This window comes from Psychrobacillus sp. Z16_25, from assembly GCF_056856695.1.
The window spans coordinates 241,944-259,810 of record NZ_JBXEOV010000001.1 but is presented as its reverse complement, the minus strand read 5'-3'; the positions used below and the strand labels follow the sequence as shown (position 1 = coordinate 259,810).

At 34.5% G+C, this 17,867-nt stretch carries 22 protein-coding genes; 5 read left to right on the top strand and 17 right to left on the bottom strand.

What is annotated here, in order from left to right:
- The first annotated feature begins 718 nt into the window (after nucleotides 1-718).
- The 3 genes from AC1VU3_RS01265 to AC1VU3_RS01255 all read left to right on the top strand — a co-directional run bounded on the left by AC1VU3_RS01265 (nucleotide 719) and on the right by AC1VU3_RS01255 (nucleotide 3,668).
- Complete coding sequence (locus AC1VU3_RS01265; protein WP_482982507.1) at nucleotides 719-2,062, top strand: amidohydrolase family protein; 1,344 nt, start codon at nucleotides 719-721, stop codon at nucleotides 2,060-2,062.
- Between the two features lie 29 nt (nucleotides 2,063-2,091).
- The gene (locus AC1VU3_RS01260; protein WP_482982506.1) at nucleotides 2,092-3,285 is read left to right on the top strand and encodes a M24 family metallopeptidase; all 1,194 of its coding nucleotides are present in this window, start codon (nucleotides 2,092-2,094) and stop codon (nucleotides 3,283-3,285) included.
- A gap of 149 nt (nucleotides 3,286-3,434) precedes the next feature.
- Nucleotides 3,435-3,668, top strand: coding sequence for a hypothetical protein (locus AC1VU3_RS01255; RefSeq protein WP_482982505.1), 234 nt, complete (start codon nucleotides 3,435-3,437; stop codon nucleotides 3,666-3,668).
- Here AC1VU3_RS01255 and AC1VU3_RS01250 read toward each other — a convergent pair.
- A complete protein-coding gene (locus tag AC1VU3_RS01250; protein WP_482982504.1) occupies nucleotides 3,659-3,868 on the bottom strand; it encodes a hypothetical protein in 210 nt (69 codons plus the stop codon). The two genes, AC1VU3_RS01255 and AC1VU3_RS01250, sit on opposite strands and share 10 nt — an antisense overlap.
- Nucleotides 3,869-4,028: 160 nt before the next feature.
- On the opposite strand from AC1VU3_RS01250, the gene AC1VU3_RS01245 reads away from it, so the two are divergent.
- Together AC1VU3_RS01245 and AC1VU3_RS01240 are read left to right on the top strand one after the other, a co-directional pair.
- Nucleotides 4,029-4,778: a helix-turn-helix domain-containing protein gene (locus AC1VU3_RS01245; RefSeq protein WP_482982503.1), complete on the top strand. Its 750-nt coding sequence runs from the start codon at nucleotides 4,029-4,031 to the stop codon at nucleotides 4,776-4,778.
- A 56-nt stretch (nucleotides 4,779-4,834) separates the two neighbouring features.
- Nucleotides 4,835-6,127, top strand: coding sequence for an acyl-CoA thioesterase/bile acid-CoA:amino acid N-acyltransferase family protein (locus AC1VU3_RS01240; protein ID WP_482982502.1), 1,293 nt, complete (start codon nucleotides 4,835-4,837; stop codon nucleotides 6,125-6,127).
- A gap of 310 nt (nucleotides 6,128-6,437) precedes the next feature.
- Here AC1VU3_RS01240 and AC1VU3_RS01235 read toward each other — a convergent pair whose 3' ends face one another.
- From AC1VU3_RS01235 to AC1VU3_RS01160, 16 genes are all read right to left on the bottom strand, one after another.
- Nucleotides 6,438-6,680 carry a DUF7957 family protein gene (locus AC1VU3_RS01235; RefSeq protein WP_482982637.1) on the bottom strand — a complete coding sequence of 81 codons (243 nt, stop codon included), beginning with the start codon at nucleotides 6,678-6,680 and terminating at the stop codon, nucleotides 6,438-6,440.
- Nucleotides 6,681-6,897: 217 nt separating this feature from the next.
- The gene (locus AC1VU3_RS01230; protein ID WP_482982636.1) at nucleotides 6,898-7,161 is read right to left on the bottom strand and encodes a CPCC family cysteine-rich protein; all 264 of its coding nucleotides are present in this window, start codon (nucleotides 7,159-7,161) and stop codon (nucleotides 6,898-6,900) included.
- 51 nt (nucleotides 7,162-7,212) lie between these two features.
- Nucleotides 7,213-7,377 (bottom strand): hypothetical protein, encoded by a 165-nt coding sequence (locus tag AC1VU3_RS01225; RefSeq protein WP_482982501.1) that lies wholly within the window; start codon nucleotides 7,375-7,377, stop codon nucleotides 7,213-7,215.
- 73 nt (nucleotides 7,378-7,450) lie between these two features.
- Nucleotides 7,451-7,594: a hypothetical protein gene (locus AC1VU3_RS01220; protein WP_482982500.1), complete on the bottom strand. Its 144-nt coding sequence runs from the start codon at nucleotides 7,592-7,594 to the stop codon at nucleotides 7,451-7,453.
- Nucleotides 7,591-7,812 (bottom strand): hypothetical protein, encoded by a 222-nt coding sequence (locus AC1VU3_RS01215; RefSeq protein ID WP_482982499.1) that lies wholly within the window; start codon nucleotides 7,810-7,812, stop codon nucleotides 7,591-7,593. The genes AC1VU3_RS01220 and AC1VU3_RS01215 overlap by 4 nt, the downstream gene beginning before the upstream one ends.
- 343 nt (nucleotides 7,813-8,155) lie before the next feature.
- Nucleotides 8,156-8,476: a hypothetical protein gene (locus tag AC1VU3_RS01210; RefSeq protein WP_480388338.1), complete on the bottom strand. Its 321-nt coding sequence runs from the start codon at nucleotides 8,474-8,476 to the stop codon at nucleotides 8,156-8,158.
- 74 nt (nucleotides 8,477-8,550) lie between these two features.
- Nucleotides 8,551-9,201, bottom strand: a complete 651-nt coding sequence (locus tag AC1VU3_RS01205) for an SMI1/KNR4 family protein (RefSeq protein ID WP_480388337.1) — start codon at nucleotides 9,199-9,201, stop codon at nucleotides 8,551-8,553.
- Between the two features lie 386 nt (nucleotides 9,202-9,587).
- A complete protein-coding gene (locus AC1VU3_RS01200) occupies nucleotides 9,588-10,061 on the bottom strand; it encodes an SMI1/KNR4 family protein (RefSeq protein WP_482982498.1) in 474 nt (157 codons plus the stop codon).
- Nucleotides 10,062-11,150: 1,089 nt separating this feature from the next.
- Nucleotides 11,151-11,717, bottom strand: a complete 567-nt coding sequence (locus AC1VU3_RS01195) for an SMI1/KNR4 family protein (RefSeq protein ID WP_482982497.1) — start codon at nucleotides 11,715-11,717, stop codon at nucleotides 11,151-11,153.
- A gap of 190 nt (nucleotides 11,718-11,907) precedes the next feature.
- Complete coding sequence (locus tag AC1VU3_RS01190) at nucleotides 11,908-12,243, bottom strand: hypothetical protein (RefSeq protein ID WP_482982496.1); 336 nt, start codon at nucleotides 12,241-12,243, stop codon at nucleotides 11,908-11,910.
- Nucleotides 12,244-12,642: 399 nt separating this feature from the next.
- Complete coding sequence (locus tag AC1VU3_RS01185) at nucleotides 12,643-13,248, bottom strand: immunity protein Imm33 domain-containing protein (RefSeq protein WP_482982495.1); 606 nt, start codon at nucleotides 13,246-13,248, stop codon at nucleotides 12,643-12,645.
- A 230-nt stretch (nucleotides 13,249-13,478) separates the two neighbouring features.
- A complete protein-coding gene (locus AC1VU3_RS01180; protein ID WP_482982494.1) occupies nucleotides 13,479-14,000 on the bottom strand; it encodes an SMI1/KNR4 family protein in 522 nt (173 codons plus the stop codon).
- Between the two features lie 477 nt (nucleotides 14,001-14,477).
- The gene (locus AC1VU3_RS01175; protein WP_482982635.1) at nucleotides 14,478-14,942 is read right to left on the bottom strand and encodes a hypothetical protein; all 465 of its coding nucleotides are present in this window, start codon (nucleotides 14,940-14,942) and stop codon (nucleotides 14,478-14,480) included.
- Between the two features lie 315 nt (nucleotides 14,943-15,257).
- On the bottom strand, nucleotides 15,258-15,737 hold the full coding sequence (locus AC1VU3_RS01170; RefSeq protein ID WP_482982493.1) for an immunity protein YezG family protein: 480 nt from the start codon (nucleotides 15,735-15,737) through the stop codon (nucleotides 15,258-15,260).
- A gap of 480 nt (nucleotides 15,738-16,217) precedes the next feature.
- Complete coding sequence (locus tag AC1VU3_RS01165; protein WP_482982492.1) at nucleotides 16,218-16,634, bottom strand: immunity 70 family protein; 417 nt, start codon at nucleotides 16,632-16,634, stop codon at nucleotides 16,218-16,220.
- Between the two features lie 14 nt (nucleotides 16,635-16,648).
- Complete coding sequence (locus tag AC1VU3_RS01160; RefSeq protein WP_482982491.1) at nucleotides 16,649-17,782, bottom strand: hypothetical protein; 1,134 nt, start codon at nucleotides 17,780-17,782, stop codon at nucleotides 16,649-16,651.
- Nucleotides 17,783-17,867: the final 85 nt, after the last annotated feature.

Below are 17,867 nucleotides of genomic sequence, written 5' to 3'. Positions count from 1 at the left end.
GTATAAATCATGGGGGTACCCCACTAAGTAAAATTGACTTTTTCATTTAAAGTCCTCCTTACTACATCCAAGATCAACAGAGGATAATGAGTTACCAAGACGCAAAAGTTATAAAATAAACCAATCTATTCGTACGTATAAATCGAACTCGGACAAAACGTTCGTTTCAAAGGTATCTATCCAGTCAACTTTGTGCAAAATTTCACAAGTATACTCAAAAAAATATACAAATATTCTCACATAGTTATCCAAAAATATTATTAACTCAAAACCTTTACCGTTAGGGGATGTTTTGTCTCTTTCATCTAATATCTTCCGATTCATAAGCTTTCTCTCACAAATTTCAGTACTTTGAAGATTTATTCAACCTCACTCTTTGACTTCAAAATGTAGAGAAATTCTGAACTTTCTTTAGGAATATATCAGATATCAGTCCCGATGATTTATTTACGACTAGCTTGCAGATCAGAGTAAATCTTGTCCCTCTGTAATTCATCAACATTATAAAATATCTCAAATACAGGTACAATTTATTATTTGTGAAATAATTTTTAAATATATATTTTTGTTAAAAATCGTTCAAATATATAAATGGTTATACATTAATTTTTTTCTAAATTCCCCTTAATTTCATTACATATAATGGTAAAATGGATAAAAGAGTAAAATTTTCTCTAACTCTTTCTAACATTGAACATAAAGAATATAGGAGGGTAAGATGGGCAGCTATATTATTAAAGATGGATCAATAATCGATATGGAAAATGGCAGTACATTTGTAGGTTCAATTGAAGTAGAGAGAAATACAATAAAAAGAATATTTAAAAGCGAGGAAGTTTTACCAGAAGAGCTAGAAATAGTTGATGCTGAAGGAAAATATATTATCCCAGGTTTAATTGATATGCATTGTCATATTAACGAGCGTTTTGCTCCTCACTTCGTTGCATCGGGAGTAACGACAGTAAGAAATACTGCAGGTAATGTTCAGCTACTTTCAAAGTTAATTGAACAGCCTGATGAGGCACCAACCCCAAGAGTGTATGCATCAGATAGAATGATTGATGGAACACCTGGTCAATGGGGGCCGACTAGCTATGGTGCTCTCGTTACAGATGATCCAGAAGAAGCGAGGAAAGAAGTTCGTAGACAAGTAGAAGTTGGCGCAAAGTTTGTTAAATTGTATGGATGGATAAAAAAAGATGTGATGGCAGCAGCAGTAGATGAGGCGAAGAAGCACAAATTGGAGGTTGCCATTGATTTGGTGAATTCAAAGGATGTAACTGCTTTAGATGCAGCTGAGTGTGGAGTTACTTGGATTGAACATACATCGGGCTTTGCACATGTGATGTATAAGGGCTGGAATCTATTTGTAGACCAAGAGGAATGGCTCCATATCGATTGGGAAAACCCAGATCACGAAAAAATAAAGGAACTTTGCGAGAAAATGTTGGCATACAATGTAAAACTATGTCCAACAATGGTCATTATCGACCAATCTATCAAATATCCTGAATTTTGGTCCCCTAAAAATATGGTAATAGAATCAGCCTCCAAGATAAATTACATTGTGCAATACTGGGAGCAACAAGCGGAACATGTAGAGTCGATTAAAAAGTACAATGCCAAAACATACAAATTAGATAGAACCATCGCTAAAATGTACCATGACATGGGTGGAATAGTAGTCGCCGGAACGGATACTCCTGGCTTGTTATATACGTACCCCGGCATGGTTTTACACCGTGAACTCGAATTATTTGTGGAAACTGGTTTTACAGAATTAGAAGCTTTACAAGCAGCGACGATAAATGCGGCAAAATCTATCAACCTGGATGGTATTGGTGTAATAAAAGAAGGATATATTGCTGATTTAGTACTGTTAAATAGCAATCCATTAGAGGACATTAAACATACACAAGAGATTCATGCGATTGTAAAAGGCGGTAGAGTTTATACTCAAGAGGAAATACTAAGCCACGTTCCAGATGAAGAGGAAGTAGAGAAATCTACGGCTAAATTCATGGAGGAATGGGATGAATTAGTGGGATTAAAAAATAGTTAAATTAGAAGGACAAAAAGGTGGAGATTAGTATGTTAAAGCATGAATTAATGAATAGAATAGAGCGCCTTCAACAAGTAATGGAGGCCGAGTCAATGGATTCTTATATTATTACCGCCGAAGATGACATTTGGTACTTCACAAACATTACCTATAAACCAGAGGAACGTCCTTTTTTCCTTATCATTTCCCATGATCAACAACCTGTTTTAGTTGTTCCTAAGCTTGAAGAATCTCATGTATATAAAGGAATCTTAGACTGTAAAGTTATTACTTATTGGGACTATCCTTCACCAAAGGGAGAAAACTGGTATGAAGTCTTAGAGGAATATTTAAAAAGATTTGAAAGAGTAGGGTTAGAAGGAAATGTAAAAACCAATGTATTTTTAAATATAAAAGCAAAAGAGCTATTTCCGAGTGGACTAGTCGAAACACAAAGGAAAATAAAAAGCTCATATGAAATTGAAATGATTAGAACAAGTGCTAAGATATCTGATAAGGCGATGGATTTGATTTTTAAATCTGCATACAAAGGAGCTACCGTTGTAGAACCCTTCGCTTTGTCAAGAAGCGTACAAACAGAGCTCATTCGCACGAATCAATTCGACCCAATCACTACCAGTCTCCTGACTGCTGTCTGGCCAGCACCAATTAGTTCTATGCCTCACAGCATACCAAGCTTGAACGATCGTTTAAATCAGGGACCGAATGTAGCAATGGCTTATTTTAGAATAAACGGCTACGCCTCTGAATGTGAGCGAACGTTTTTCTTAGATAGTCCAACTAAAGAAGAAGAGGAATTATTCCACCACATGATGCAAGCTCGTCAAAAGGCATTAACTATACTAAAAGCTGGGGTAAGAGCTGCCGACGTAGATGCAGAGGCAAGGGAATATCTTGTACAAAATGGCATGAAGGAAAATTTGTTACACCGTACGGGCCACGGTGTAGGCTTAGGTAACCATGAGGCACCTTTCCTAGCACAAGGTAGTAAGGAAATTTTGCAAGAAAATATGATCGTCACAGTTGAGCCAGGTATTTATATAGAAGGAGTCGGAGGATATAGACATTCTGATACGATTCTTATCACAAAGGATGGGTATGAATTATTAACAACTGCTCCTCGAGAACTTTCTGAAGTCATTATCAAGAAGTCAAATACCTTAGCAAAGATAAAAGGAAACATCATTCAGAGATCCTTAAAAATGAACGGGAAGGAAAGCTGAAATCCATTCTCTGACCATCAAAGAGCCTAATAAGAGAGAGGTCGTTCGTTTCTCTTGTTAGGCTTCAAAAGTATTTATGTTCTCGCTAGCTTATGGTGACGAGTCATTTCTCATATAATAACAAAAATAACATGTAAAAGGAGGATAAAATGAAAACGAAAGCTGTTTCGCTAGCGAAAAATCCTTTGCTTCCTTCATTCCTTATCGCCCTTGGAGTATTAATTGCTTATTTATTGCAAGAATATCGAGCTACTTACGCAATTGCTTTTGTGCTACTAGTCGTTTCCTTGATAAGAGATGAGAAACGCAAGCAACATGCATGGTTCTATACCATTGCAACAATCGGACTTTTTGGGTTCATTTATTTGCTTTCTCATTGGTGATTGATGCTTCTTTTATTAAACAAAGAATATAACCCCAATAAAAACACCAGACCTATGACAATATAAACAAAGATTGAAATTTGGTATGAACGATTAAACCCACCTGCACTATACAATGCAGGAATTAAATCTGAAATAACCGAAGTCATTGCTAAAGACAATAATGATAATCCTATAAGAAGAATACCTACACTTTTCACTAACTTTCCTCCCCCTTCTTAGAAAATGCCACAACCTTCCTCACTAATACAATTGTACCGTTTTAAGGTAATTATCAAAATATCCACTTTCTTTGTATCCGTTCCCCTGTTTTCTTTCTATTTAATTGATGAAGGAAACAAAATTTCAGGGGGATAGTAGATGACTCTTTATCTTACTTCATATCAAACTTTTGCTTCTGTTGAGGAAATGGATGTTCATATTCATAAGCATTTGATGCAACATGGAGACAAGCTGCATGACACGGACCGGACTATCTTATCGTTACTCGCAAACTATTGCTGTAAATACCCTGGTGCTGCACATTTAAAGGTGGAGACCATTTGTCGATTGGTTGAAAAATCCGATTCTACGGTCAGGAGAGCATTGCGAAAGCTGGAGAGTCTTTTTATTATCAAAAAATTAACTACAATCCGAAGAGTGACAAAAGGTCATGGAGCGAACATATTATGTATCTTGCCTGCTGATGACAAGGCGGAAATGACAGGTCGCTTGGAGAATAAAAATCAAGTGGCATCAATGGCTGAAGAGCCAGTGAGAGAAAAAGAATCCTTACTTCCTTTAATCTATCCTAATAAAATATTAAATACTACGTATCCCCCCGCCCAAACCTTTTATGACCATTTTAAAGCAGCAATCTTAGCTAAGCTAGGGAATGATCGAACATTAGTCAGGAGGTTATATGGAGCTTATAGGAGCATCACCTACAAGGGTATCTCCAAGTTCCCTCAGTTTCAGAGTGATTATGAAAGGATTGGCTACCGTGCCTTGATTATTTCCTTGCAGGCAATGAAAGAAAAGAAAGTAAAAAATCCAGTGGGCTATTTTGTTGGTGTATTTGAAAAGCTATCTCTCCAGGATATGTTTTATTTTTATCAGGAGAATGAATAAATAGAAGGAAAAACCCCTTGTTTAGTGGAAAGTTAAACGAAAGGGGGGAAATAATTTTGGGAGAGAACGCAACAAAGCCACAGCTATTAATTAGCCAGCCAATAAGCATGATAGATAGGCCGATTTCGATTAAAGCCTTTCATTTATCACCGGGAGAACAAGCAACTATTCGCTTGCAAAGGCAGGCCTCCACGCCGAATCAGCTATTTCATTTTGAATCGTATGCAATTTTTGAAGCAAATCATGAGGGAGTAATAGATTTGGAAACTGCTGCTCCAATAGACGGCACTTACTCCTACATCGACGGGATGGGATTGTTTTATACCCAGGAATTTAAGAAGACAGAGCCTCTTCTAAACGAAAGTTACTCCAAACTAGCTCCTCAACAGATGGTTTTATCTCTGGAGCTCTCTGATGGTCAGATTGTTGATAAAAAGGAAATCACTCGTCTATGGAAGGCTCCTGATATTATGCGACAGAATGTTAGAGATCAGGGGTTAGTAGGCACCTTTTTTACACACCAAGATAAAAAGCCGAGGCCTGGAATTATTGTCTTCGGTGGTTCTGAGGGAGGTATTTACGAATATCCTGCCGCATTACTCGCTTCTCATGGGTTTCATGTACTGGCACTCGGTTATTGGGGTGTTGAGCATCTACCCAAGCAATTGGTTGAAATACCACTCGAATATATGCATGCTGCAATTGCCTGGATGAAGAATTGTGAGCTGGTAGAGGAAGGATCGCTAGGGATTCACGGCACCTCAAAGGCAGGAGAACTTGCTTTATTAGCAGCAAGTCATTTTCCTGAGATTACAGCCGTTGTTTCCTTACATGGTTCTTCTGTTTCGATGAGCGGGATCGTTCCCTGGTCTACCGATAATCACTTGCCACCATCATGGACTTATGAAGGGAAAGCGGTGCCCTATGCTCGCCCCACGAACTCTCCGGAGGTCGCGATGGAATGCTTACGATTAAGAAAACTAGGAGAAAACCCATTGAAGAAATGGTATGAATTTTTACTCGCTGATCAAGCGATTACTGATGGCGCCACAATCCCACTCGAGAAAATAAATGGCCCCATTCTTATGATTTCTGGTGACGCAGATGCCATTTACGATTCAGTAGCAACCAATGAGCCGGGGCTAAAACGCTTAAAAGATGCACATTTTTCATTTCCCTATGAGCATATCGTTTATCCAGGAGCAGGTCATGAAGCTGGCATACCTTATATAAACCTGGCCACCAATAAATTTACTGGTGGAAATAAAAGAGATACAGCTAGAGCAAGCACAGATTCTTGGACGAAAACGATTGAATTTTTTAAGGAGCATTCTAGTAAATGCATATAAAGTGAAACTTTGATTGGTGGGGGGTTTCTTTCATCCCCCACCAATCATTAGTTGAACCAATCGGGCTTTTAGGGACAGTTGATCTCCCACGTAGCTGTCTCATTTCTTTTGCCATCTTGAAGTGGGAGTCTTACTGTCCCTTAATGCGGGATAAAAAAGTGAGCCTATCTCTCGATAAGCTCACCTATCGGCTTCTCAAAGTACCTATGCACACTCATTTAATGCTTTTCCATTCTTCACGGATGTATGAGGGGGGACGGAAATGGGTTATTTTCTATTTGAAGATTCTCCGTCTACCCTTTCCCAAAGATCATCTTTTTATATCATGAGATAAAATATCCCCATTAGAAGGATTCACCGAGAACCTTCTACCATAAAAGTCAGACACAAAAATTTCCGTACCACTCACCATTAGATTTTCAAATGGGAACTGGTTCTTTACTGGAAAAACATCCTTAGCACTCTGAATACGCCACTGTATTTCCCCATTTCTATTAATACCAAAAACATTATTTAGATAGCTAATGTCGTTTGGTATCTCAAGTAATACGATTAAAATCGAATTTACTTCTTCTACATAACGTATATTGTGGTCAAAAACTATTTTTTTTATTTTCTACTACAAGCTCATTATCATAATGGCTAAACTTTATTGACAATGTATTCGCTCCTTTACTGTAAAGGATTTAAATCTGATTTAAGACTGACGAGCGGATTTACAGTGCCTGTCCAGGTTATCATCATTTTTCAGTTTCATCTTCACAACTACCCTAAAATGGTTTCCAATTGATGTCCTTCACATCATACTCATTAGGTTCTCTTACAAACTCAACACATCTTTTCTCGCAAGCTCCCATTAACACATAATTTTTCTGCGCTTGCCTTAAAGATGGGACGTTTGCGCCACCCTCATAATCTGGATCATCATATTGAACCCCATCATCTTCCCAAAAACAGATACTACATATTTCGTATGTTCCTGGAGGCTCTTCATCCAATGTTTTATAGCCACAGCAAGGACAAGCGTATTTCATCCAATCACCCTTTACCTTCTTCTTTGTCCTCGAATATACCAAGAAGCTGTATTACTCCTCAATTAACATTTGCTTATCAACTTCTTCCAGATGCCTTTCTGTATCTAAATGAGATTCTATAAGATTATCTAAAAACTCAAAGCTAACCTCTCTATATCCATCAAATATGTGAACTTTAGCACCAGCTTCTAATAAAAGACTTACTATGTTTTTCATTTCCAGCAATTCATCAATTTCTAATAGATTACTTGATAAAATGAAATCATTGTTATGAAGTAATTCTTTTATCTCAGAAGAACTTAAATTCTGGTGGAAAATGACATCCAAAATTATTTTCGATATTTTCCCACTCACTTACCGATGGAGTATCTAAATTTCCTAATTCTTTATCTAATATACCATCTAATAAATTTGCAATCTCATCTCTTGTCACCTGCTTTTCCTCCTTTCAATTCCTAAAGGCCATTGTCCTGTTTCTGCGTAAATCATTACTTCATGAGCGTCTTGATCCGATTTAAACGCTTTGTCCATGTTTTGTTTAGAAATAGGATAAAAAACTGGCTCATTATAGGGTCCCTGGGCCCAAGAAATTTGATATCCCCCATCTTTTTCTACAATTGCAAAGCCATTTCCACGATGTATTTTTTCCATTCTTATACCGCCTTTGGTTTAATAGATATCTAAAATCGTTTAATTACAGGATTTTATCTGGTCTAAGACTGCCCATGCTACTTATAAAAAATCACTTGTTGCCTTTGACAATCAAGGTGCTTTAAATTCATATATTTTTAAGTTACATTACATTTGTAAGTTTTAAAGTAACAATATGACAACTTTTTTTGCCATGACAACTACTACTGGTTCTTCGTAACCACTGCACCTAGTAATCTTGGCAACTAGCATCATACCTGTATCCAGCTGGGGATGGCTTCGACCTCAAGAGGTCTCATTCTAAAAACCTTGAAAAGCGTAGAAGCTTATCAAGGTTTTTCAATTACTTCAATTTTTTATACTCTTGCTCTACAGCTAGTAACTTATCACCAAGGTTAGAATGTATATCCCATGTGTCTACTATTTGTCTCCCATAAGTCGAGTAATAAGTTACTGGAGATAATATTCTCTTCATTTTAATTAATTCATTAGATATAGACTCTAGTTGCGATGCAGAGGGAATTTCATTACTACCAATCAGCCCTTTTTTTCTAGCCTCAATTTCTCCAGATAAGTCCTCTAGAACTTTATCTATTAAATTAATCACTTTATCTTGCTGTTTCTCTAAATTTCTATTAATTTTGTTCTGTTCATTACCCATCATTGATTTGCTCCCCCCTACATATTGGAATCCAATTTGATATTGTGGTGCAGCCAATATAAATTTACATATATTTTTTAATTATCTTGAAGCCCTATTACAATCCATTCATCTACAATATCCCAGAAATCCACATTATATTCAGGGTTATCATTGGTAAACCACAATGTCGCTATATCACCTATACAGTTGTTTAAATCTATAGCAACATATCCTCCCATGCCATTTTCAAAAAAACCATATGTTGTAGCCATATTAACTCCTAGTGGTCCATCTAATTCTTCAAGTATTCCCCATTCATGATCCTCAAAATGAGTAATGCGTTCTACTGGTACAAGTCCCATAGCTCTACTTGGCAGATAATAAAAACCATTGTGTAACTTTTCATAGAATTCCTTAATAGATTCTGGAACATTTGACCAATCTCGTTGCATTTCTGAAGTATAAATAGAATTTGTCGGTATACCACCTTCATAATAAAGAATTTCGTCCTTTTCACTCTTTACGCTGTAAAGTACTGCATATTCTCCATTATCTAAAATTAATTCAAATTCTATTAAATTCTCTTTCAAGTATGAGATAGTATTACTCAATTCTTTTTCACAGACACTATTCCATAAAGCTATTAATTTATCTTTCTTTCTAGTTTTATCTGTTTCTTTAAATATCTCTATCCATTTTTCAGGAATATTTCTCTTTTCATTATTGAGTATGTCACTGATAGACACAATCTCAATACTTTTTCTGTATTATTTTAAAAAAGATAATTTATCCAACCGAAATCACTCCTTTTTATTTAAATTCATCTATCAATTTTTCGATCAATTTAACAAGGTAACAATATGATTCCATTACAATAAATTCGTTTAATATTAACCGAGACTTTCTTTGGAGACAACTCTTTTACGTCATTTTACACACATATCCATATTATACCAAACTACACCCCATCTATAACTCATTAAATTGTGCACCTCTTTAATAATCATCGTCATCGGGTAATCTACCTTAATCTCCTAAGTTTGCTTATGCATAAAAAAACCTTGAAAGCATATTGCCATTCAAGGTTTTAACTATTTATTCAACAGTAAGGTTAATTCACTACCAACAGTATCTATTCTGTTAATATATCTAAAAATTCTTTAAAGCTGTTACTTACTTTATATGTTATAGGATTTAAATCTGAAGACTCTTCATGCTTCCAAACGCATACAATAGGCTCTTCTACATTGTTACGATAGTCTAAGCAAACAAAGTCACCTGCAAATAAAACAGCAATTGGTAACAATTCAGTACCTACTAAATTTTCATCAAAAACAATTCTTTCGTCTAGTTGTGTTCTAACTACCCCTATATCGTAATACTCGTCTTCTCTTTCCCCGGTTACTTTTAAAATACATAAAAACCTATCAATCGCATAATGATGGTTATTACATTTAAAACTATCCTTTATAGGAGTACCGCCATTATATTTTTTTATAAATTCTTTATACGCTTCTGGTAAGTTTATTCTCCACTTAACTTCCTTTTCAGAAAGCAAAGTATCATCCGGCAAAGGATATATTATTGATCCATCCTTAAATTCCATTTCTATATCTCCTTCGTATTTAAAAGCCCCAATCGGTTTTCCTGAAAAACTACCTTGATAGGCTTTTTGCCAATCAAGGTTCTTATTATTACTTTTATTAGTATTGCTTAATCTACTTCATCATAAGTATCTCTTAAAATCATATCATCTATCTTTTCTCTTTCTTTAGCAATATGTTCATGTGAGCTAATCAGGTTACTAATATAATCAATCTGTACCTGCCTATTATCTTGAAACAAATGTACAGTGGCTCCCTTACTTATTAAAACTTCAATTGTTTGCTTGAAGTCTATTAACTCTTCTGTATCAAAATAGTTACATTCTAATACTACGTTATTATCTTCTATATTTTTTTTATCTGTTGAATACTTGCTCCATTTCTCTGTCTGATAATGGATACATACTTTAATTTATTTGAATCATCATCAATTTTCAGTTTCATCTTAACCATAAAGTTCCATCCCCCTAAAATGGTTTACAATTGATATCTACATCATGCTCATTTGGGTGCCTTACATACTTAACACATCTTTTCTGGCAAGCTCCCATTAACACATAATTTTTCTGTAAAAGAATCGGATAGCATTGAACTGCACCCCATTTGTTAGACAACAACTAGCAAATGAAGGTGCAGTTCATTTTAACAATCAAGTGCCTTATATTACCAAGACGTTAACATCTGTAAACTGTTTTTTCAGCTGACCATCATACGAAAAATCTATTAGAAGCTTCTCAATATCATCTTAAGCATCTAGGTATGCAATCCTTCTCTATTAAATCTCTATAATAACCTAATTTAATCACTTCTAGATGAGGCTGCCACATTAATTCATCGTTATTAAAGTCATTATCTTTTAAATCATAAAAAAAGAATTCAAATCCTGATGAAACAACATTCACATATCCTTTTCTAAAATTTAATGAGTGTTACTCTACTTCTTTATCCCAAATTATAATTTCATCCATTGCGATTGGTCTTTATTCCGTAAATTAATGGTGCTTCATTCAACACTAGGTAGCCCATTATAAAGAAACCTTGAAAGGCAAATCACTTTGCCAATCAAGCTTTTATAGTTTATATAGGGGATACTAATCTTTTAATAAATCATCGTCTAAGAAGAGTTCAATGTTATCTAAATTCACATTTATTTTTCTTTCATGAGGTGAAAATTTTAAAATAAATTCTTCAAAAGAGTTTGCTATAAGATAATAATATTCTTTTCTATCTTCGTCAGTCGTTTCAACTTCATGATACCAATAATAAACTTTACCCCTGTATTTATCTTTTAATCCGATACATATTAAATCTCCCCCATTAGCATCTGCAATAGGCATTACAATTCTGCCTAAAATATCTTTATATGTTTGAATGATTGATTCAATATCATAGGCATCATTAGTAATACCATAAAAGCTACCTATCGAGTCAAAGCCATCCTCAGGAGTTACAGGGGTAACTTCAATCGGCTGATACATTCTATTATCTTTAATAAAACATCCTCCATATTCAAGTAAGAACTCTTTATAATCTAATGGTAAATCTACACCATACAATCGTTCAATTGTTTCGATTGACTTATATGCATCATCTTTTTTTGAGACGACCATTTCTGGATCAACTATTTCAATCAATGTTTGCTTGATTATTTTGTTCATTTTTATTTTCCCCCTTAAAATCTGATGCAGAACCAATATGAGGTATATTACCATGTAAATCTGTTAATTAACAATCTCAGCAGAACTTTTATGGTGAGGCGTTAAGCAGCCATATTATTATTTCTATCCACTTCACATTTTCTTTATTTTCTATTCATAGTTTTATATGCTTTAATAATCTCTCTTCCTTTTATTCATTATCATCATCAAACATTAATTTATCCATTTCTTCCCTATCTTTTGCAACGCCTTCTATCGTACCAATTAAATTTTTTACCATTTCAAGTGTAATCTCTTCTTCATCTTCATAAATTTTGATACTAGCTCCCATTAGAAGCAATTCCTCAGCAGACGCTACTAAAAATTCCAATTCTTCTGCATCATAATAATCACTTTTAATCACAGGGTTTCCCATACTGATATTTTGTTTTATGTCACTTATAGATTTAGATGTTTTTTTTCTTAACAAAGGGATATATTTATTAGCATTTGAGTCATTAAGAACTACTAAATTAATTGTGTCCATATCTCTCATTCCTTCCGTAATAATGAAGATTCAATTATTTTTGTATAGATAACTCCATTCAAGCCATCCGCTACGATTACGGGTATTAGTCCTAATAAGTCTAAACCAACCTGCACACCATCCAAGAGTTTATTTCCTTTTGGTTTTTCAGTTGGTACTACTTCTTCCTTATATTTATGAGGAAACCATTCGCGTATGGATGGTACTTTATATTACCTCCAATATTTTCTTCGATTGTAGGAATTCCTGCTTACCTCATTTCTATGGCTTTAATTTATACTTCTTTTATTTGTCTCACTTTTTTAGGTCAGTGCGATTAGTAGACAATCAAGTGCTTTAATCAATGTTTTACTTCCTGTATAGTTTAGTTGTGTAACTTAAGAACTTCGAAAATAAAATCTATAAAGAGTTAAAAACATCTACATCATTTTCGTTTAATACTGCTTTTATTTCATTACCTTCAAAAACAACCATATAGTCATTTGGTAAAGCAAGAACTTGTATAAACTCTGGTTTAATTTTTAGTAGTTGATAAGCATATAGAGCATACAACTCTGTAGTATTATCATCCTCTACAGGACCTATATACCAACCTGAATCTCCTTTTTCAACATCTCCATTTCTTTGTAAATATATTTTCTCGTGTTCTAGTACCCCTTTAGAAAGTATGATTTTATCACTAAATTTTATTGATGAACCCTCGACATTTATCTTTCTCAAAAAATGATTTTGTTCTAGTTGTACCCACAATGCTAAAGTTAAATCTTCTGTTATATCTTCAAATGGATTTCTAGAATAATTAGGAGTAGTTAATATAAAATTTTCGGTTTCTCTCTCTTGTAAATAATAGACGGACCAACCAACTTGTAAAGAGAATCCATGAATTAATTTATTAGGGTATACCTGTTCTAATATAGCAAACAAAATTTCTATTTGAGGTTCTAATTCTTTTTCGGCAGTCACTATAAAAGTTTTGCCCATAATAATCTTTTCAAATTTCTTCATTTCTTCAACCTCTTTCCTATAGCTATTTATAGAACTTCTCTAGCTTGTTTTCATAGCTCGGTCAAATGTCATCTCGCCTAAGCTTATATTTTGTATTCTCTTCAAACATGCACGTAGTAATCTATGTTTGGCAACTAACCAATCTCATAAGCTTACTATAATGAGTTCAAAACAGATATAAAAAGAAAGACCTCGACTGAGTTAAGCACTCAATCAAGGTCTTAAATTAATTAAAAATCTAATTCCTTCTCATTCCCCTCATAATCTACTAACATTGAACCTTCTTCTAATACATCCATAATCCACTCTTTAAAACCACTCCAAGTACGTGAAACTGATTGACTTTCAATATTCCATTGAACAACTTCAGCATCTTGGCCATCATTCGTTGATAAATCGAAGCAGATGGGATCACCATAATTAAGATCCGCTATAATTAATAAATCCCCCGGCATCTCTGGACGTCTACGATCTTTTCTAAATGATTCATTAATGTATGAAGTACCTTTTTTCTTTTGTCCCAAAGCAGGATAATATATCTCTGATAATACAGGCCCCGGAATAAATAATTCTCCACCATTACAAGCTTGTAAAAAATCTTTATATATTTTGGGAAATGTTATGTTTAATTCTTTTTCGGCCTGTTCAATATGATAAATATCTACCCCAGGATTTAATGAATGCACAGTATCCGCAAACTTATTAATTTCTTCAAAAAAAGGTGTCAAATCTTGCTTTTCATTTAAAGTCATTTTCATTCCCCCTTCAACTGTATTTTATTTCCACGGAACTTTATCACCAAACTCAATCATGACACCTGTATTTAGGTCGTAAAAACCATTAGTTGGATTATGGTAGCTCCCTCTATTACATCTACCTCGGCATTGCAACTAGAGTCTATATCTAGTGAATTAATTGAAATGAAGAGAATATTATCTCCAATAAATTATTATCCGACTTATGAGAGACGTGGGATATACATTCTATCCTAGTTGATACTAGCATTTAAAAAGCATAAGTAATAACCCTTTCGTCATTCGGAATCTATTATTTTTATATAAAATAGAGACTCCATGATGGCATTACCTTCATGAAGCCTCTATTTTCAATCGTATCATTGCTCTTTTTATCCAACTCAAATATATCAATTGTTTAGTTCACTTGCTTTACATGCCTATATGTAAAACTCTTTTGTAATAATAGTTTAGACATTAGATACTTTAAACACGTTACCTTTCCTCTTTGCACAAATGATTGTAATCGCCAAATCCAGGAAATACATCCCAATTTCTTTCAAGGGTATCGTTAGTTTCGCGCTCCTCGATTGAACCGGTCTTTAAATCTCTCTTCTCCATTACTATATGGCCATCTTCTCGGAAGCCCAAAATCAAGTTGCTTGCTTCTGTATCAGTTTCATTATCATATTCCCAATACATGGCTGTTCTTAAAAAAATCTTACCATCACTCATAACTTCAAAATCATAATTTAAATACTTACGAATCAGGTCATCATAAAACCCTACCGAAACCCAGTCATTTGTAACATTTACAATATACTTAGGTTTCTCATCCTCTGATAATACTGCCGTATATGGTTCATATTTTTGATGGTATGTGTATGCAGTATGGTCATCAAGTATGTTCCAAGGCTTCTTTTTGATGTCCGACCATTCGTCACAATAATAAACTTTCATAGTCAATTATACACCTTCCCCTTCATATCCCTAATAATGATTCTGTTTTAGCAAATCCTCCTGGCTCAAACATATGGAGAGCCGGAAAAATCGTTATCATTTCCGAGAGCTTGTATCCAAACTATAGGTCGAAGTAGCTCAGTCTGTCAGCTGTAGCAAGGTTATAGCTAAATATAATTTTACTCAAGCAGATCGAAGTGTCCGCCATTACCCCAACCAATCATCGATAGAATAACGACAATTGATTGTTTGATAGTATTTTGTCCCCTATCTCAAAAAGGAGGGAATCCCTTATGGAAAAAGGTGCTTTATCATCTACTTTTCTTCGAATTTTTTCATCCTCTCTATTAAGTCAAAATCAAACTGCTCACTATTCTGATTTATATATTTATACTCAAAATATTCAATTCTATCTGTCGGACCAAATTCACTATCATACCAATTTGTATAATTAAAAAGTATATTTAGTTTGCCCGATGAATTAAGTAATAAAGTCATGGAAAACCAAGGCTCTTGGTCATTGTCAATAAATACCCGCTGCAGTTTAGCTGTTAATTCAAATAATTTATTAATCTCTTCATCATAGACACTATCATCTATATGATAAATATCTGGGATATCATGAGAATAAATTGGTTCATTACTGTCAAAGGGTGTAAAAAAGAAGAATACCCCGCCCTCTTTATCCTTTACTTCCCCATTGAAATAAAGATTACTCCATTGAATGGGAAGTATATCGTTAACTTGTTGAGCTATCAATTTATATAATTCATTTAGTTCAATTTCAAAGCTCATATTCTCAACCTCCTGATTTATTTTGTATCACTAACCTTACTCGTCGTTTCCCTTCAATTTGATATCTTATTGTAAATAAATCTGTTTGCATTGAGTTCTTTGAATAAATTGGTTTAATACTAACTGGAACTTTCTTTGGAGGTACCTCTTTTAATGCATCTGCCTCAATATTTATCCATATTATACCAAACTATATTTCTTCTTTTAATCTTTCTATTTTTTTCGGTACAAGATTGTCTATATCTCCATGATCATTAAATAGTGCCCTATTAAATGACCACCATTCCATTATTATCTGAAAATCTATCTTATCTCCTACGTTTGCTTGGGCATAATAAAAAACCTTGAAAGTATATTGCCATTCAAGGTTTTAAACATTTACTCAACAGTAAGGTTAATTTACTACCAACAAGTATCTATTCAGTTAATATATTTAAAAATTCTTCAAAGCTGTTAAGGTCATTAACCGAAGGATATTACTTATAAACTTTCTATATAAACATCTGAATTAGTTTTTAGTCCTTTCTCTAATGCCTTCATTAACATACCTATTAAGTCTTCACCCTCACTTGTGACAAAGTAATTAGATAAGTTTGTGATATCCTTACTAATATTATCACCCCAAGGCGGTCTTTTAGATAGGTCTTCAATATCCCATATTACTTGTGATGGACTATAATTCTGTAATTTATTTTTTATTTCTTCTAATTCATTTATTGCACTATCAATATTCTTATTTTCAAGTTTTCCGTTATAGAGGTCATTTAATAAATAGGGAAATTCAGTTCCCCATCCATTTTGCTCTAAATGATAGCTAATTGTAGAGAAAAAAGAATGTACGAAATCACCATGCCCAACTTGATACCAATAATATTTCACCTTAAATCCCACAGTCATTATTCTCACCTCAATCAATTCGTTTTAAATCTTATATCTACTTTACCATTTGTTTTATTCATAATCTTTTCATACAATTCATCTAGTATTTCATATGATACATTCTGTCCTCTAATATCAATTATAACAGACTGTTTTGTACCGTTAGGTAAATCGCTTAATCTTTTTTCTACCTGTTTGGACACGTTATTAACCAATCTACTCCGTCCGTTTGAAGTAGTAATCTTATAATTTTTTACCTCAATGCTATGCCCAGTCAGATACAAATCTGGTCTAGAACTACCTTTTTCTCCATAAGGTACTTCTTTACCATCTTTAAAAGATTTTTGAGCATTATAATCTGGGAAATCCTTCTCTACATCAATTTCAGATTGTCTCCAGGATGGTCTAGTTTTATCTATCCCCTTACTCCCAACAGTAAGAGGACTGTTGAAGTTTACAGACTTCGGTGTCATATTATTGATGTCTGTTTTGAACATATTCATGTTGGCCTGGGTCCTGCCTAGTGGGACATTGACCACTTCTTGGTACGTCGGTGTCACGATAGATGTCACTTTTTCATTACTTAATACATTTCTGGATTGGTATAACTGAGTACCTTTATTTGCAAATTTGGCGCCAGTGCTTCCCCAACCAGCAATTGGAATCATAGCCGCAAAGGAGAGCGATGCGTTCAACTTATCCCCTCTAGCAGTATAAATAACTCCATTTAAACCATCTGCTATTTCACCAATCCCGGGCACCAGTCCTACTAAATCTAATCCTAACTGTAGACCATCCACCAGTTTGTTTCCCTTTGGTTTTTCGGCTGGGACTACCTCTTCCTTATATTCCACTTTAGAAACAATCTCGTAGTATACTGTCCCGTTTTCGGCGTATTCTTTTATGAGGAGACCATTGGCATATTGGTGGTACTTGATATCCTCTCCCACATTTTCTTCGATTGTATTCATTCTTTTCGATTCTAACGCTTGAAAAGTTTTGGCGTTAATCATCGTGCCAATCAATTTCTCTCTTTCTTCTACCCATAGGCTATTAGGATCTAAATATACCTTAGGGAAAAGCTCTGTTCTGATTGCACTTCCAAACGTAATGGCATTCCACTGACTCGGCTGGAAAGCGATGTCCTTTAGCTCTGCTGTAAACATTGACCCCAAATCCGTTAGCCAAGTGTTCATCGTTTCATATAGAGCTTAAAAGCACTATCTCTATTCTGTAAATAATTAGTAGTTC